Below are 2,161 nucleotides of genomic sequence, written 5' to 3'. Positions count from 1 at the left end.
CATTAAGCTGTATTTCATTAATAGTTGCATCCGAAACAATTTCAGCCTTTTCCACATTTAAAAGAAGCTGATCTAAAAGACGCTTAACAGGCACTTCTTTTTGCAGTTCCATCGTATTTAAAACGGTCTGCTCACTATTTTGAGTTAACGTATTATCAATAATATCAAGTTCCTGTCTTGCCATATCGAGTTCTGTGTTCTTACGGTCAATCTGATCGTTCAGCGGCAAAATAAATAAGTAATAAAGCCCGAAAGTGAGAATACCGATTAAAACAATTCCCAGGAAGCCAAAGCCAAGCTGTTTTTTTGAAAGCTGTACATTCATGGTGAAGTGCCTCCTTCATCCTGGACACGATCTTGCTCATCATTTTCTGTCTGAGCAGCCTCTTTTAATGCAGGCACATTGATTCTCATCTCGTAATTGGCAATATACCTTGGAACAATATCATCGCTAACTGCAGATTCAGTTTCTTGATCGGTTAAGTCAGCTGTTTGTGCTTCCGTAAGCACAGCTTCCTCTATCCACTGTACAGATGTCAGCAAGCTTAAATAGTATGCAGCTTCTGATTTTGTATCAAATTGAACCTGCTGATTGACTGCATGATCTTCATTCATTTCAAACTCGCTGATAAAACCCCGTTCAGGCAGAAGTTTTGTCAGCTCCTGCAGCATATAAACTACATTATAAGGCTGCTGATCTGCCCAAGTTATTGCATTTTGTAAGTCTGTTACAGAATTGGAGGACTGATAGTTTTCCAGCTTTGCCCGTTTTGCCTCCAACAGCTCTGATGTTTGCGCCAGCTGCTGCTCAGTATTCGCAATAGACTGCTTCCGGTCCTGAATGATAAAAAAGAAAATCGCAGCTATAATCAACACAATCAATATAGAAGCTAGAAGAACGATATAAGAAGCTTTTGTTTTTTTCTCTTTTTGCGGAAGCAGATTAATATCGACTAACATCTTCTACACCTCTTTTAAAGCTAATCCGATATTCAAATAAAATGATGGAAGCTCAGCATCTTGCCCCGAATCTATCACATCATTTTTCAATGTTAAAACAGGTACAGAATAGCGATTCTTCATTTCTTTAAAAATCTCGTCAAGATAAGGATGATCACCGTCGACAACGATCTTCGTAATCTTCTTTTTGCCTTGCGTCAGTGAAAATTGATAATAATCCTGAACCCGATCGATTTCTTTATAGCTATCCATTAGCGAACTGCCCACATCATTTGCAGATCCTGAATAATGAAGCTTTCTGCCGCCGTTCTCAGACCTGACCGTATCCCATTGTGATGCATCAATATCCAGCTTTAAATGCCGCATAATGATCGGAATATGATTTTCAAATATACTGACATTTACCGTTGTAAGATCATATTGAACGAGCATCAAGTTTTCATTCGCATTTGCCATATCGAGCTTATGGTACAGTCTATAAAGAGAAAGTGCTGATAAGTCAGCTGCTGCCGGCTTTAGCTTTACCTCTTCCAGAATATCTGTATACTCAGCCACTACACCTTCAGGTGCGGCAAAAAGCAGTACTTCCTTGCGCTCATTGTTCTGCTGAGGCAAAGAATAATAATCAAATATTGGATCCTCAAACGGAAGGTGAATCGTTGCACCAATTTCCATAAATAAATAGCCCTTCAGTTCATCTTCATGCACATCGGCAGGAATTGCTATTTTCCTCATGACAATGAATGGATCTGGCACTAAAAAGGTTACTTGCTTGTTTTTTAGCTTCCATTCATTCACACATTCTTCTAAAATGGCTATTAATGTTTCACTATCCTGAATTCTGCCTTCCTTAATCAATCCGCTAGGAATAAACCGTTCTTCTAAACGCTGGATGTGCAGATCTCCATGTGACTTTACTTCAGCTAAACGAATAACATGATCCTTAATGATCAGGCTAATATTTGATTGTTTTCCCAGCTTCAAACGAAAGGCCATTTTCAAAACTCCTTATAATAGTGAATGCAAATACCAGGTGATAATGTCATTGCCAAAAAAATAAGCTGCTAAAGCACCAATCCCGATAAAAGGACCAAAAGGAATCGGATTCCCTCTTTTAAGTTTGCCAGTAAGCAAGCCCACTACGCCAAAAACAGCTCCTATTAAAGTTGCGATAAAGAATGATAATAAGACTAGTTTGACT

General features: G+C 38.7%; 3 protein-coding genes and 1 pseudogene. All 4 read right to left on the bottom strand.

Annotation, left to right across the window (positions count from 1 at the left end):
• A partial coding sequence (locus tag OQ279_RS18655) for a hypothetical protein (RefSeq protein WP_266071373.1) occupies positions 1-325 on the bottom strand: 325 nt, incomplete at its 3' end.
• A complete protein-coding gene (locus tag OQ279_RS18650; protein WP_266071369.1) occupies positions 322-960 on the bottom strand; it encodes a hypothetical protein in 639 nt (212 codons plus the stop codon). The genes OQ279_RS18655 and OQ279_RS18650, both read right to left, overlap by 4 nt.
• Positions 961-963: 3 nt before the next feature.
• Positions 964-1,944 carry a pilus assembly protein PilM gene (gene pilM, locus OQ279_RS18645; RefSeq protein ID WP_266071368.1) on the bottom strand — a complete coding sequence of 327 codons (981 nt, stop codon included), beginning with the start codon at positions 1,942-1,944 and terminating at the stop codon, positions 964-966.
• Between the two features lie 24 nt (positions 1,945-1,968).
• Positions 1,969-2,161: pseudogene (locus OQ279_RS18640) on the bottom strand (hypothetical protein); the annotation flags it as partial.

The sequence above is a fragment of the Salinimicrobium profundisediminis genome (genome assembly GCF_026241755.1).
Lineage (GTDB): Bacteria > Bacteroidota > Bacteroidia > Flavobacteriales > Flavobacteriaceae > Salinimicrobium > Salinimicrobium profundisediminis.
This window is presented reverse-complemented; position numbering and strand designations above follow the sequence as displayed.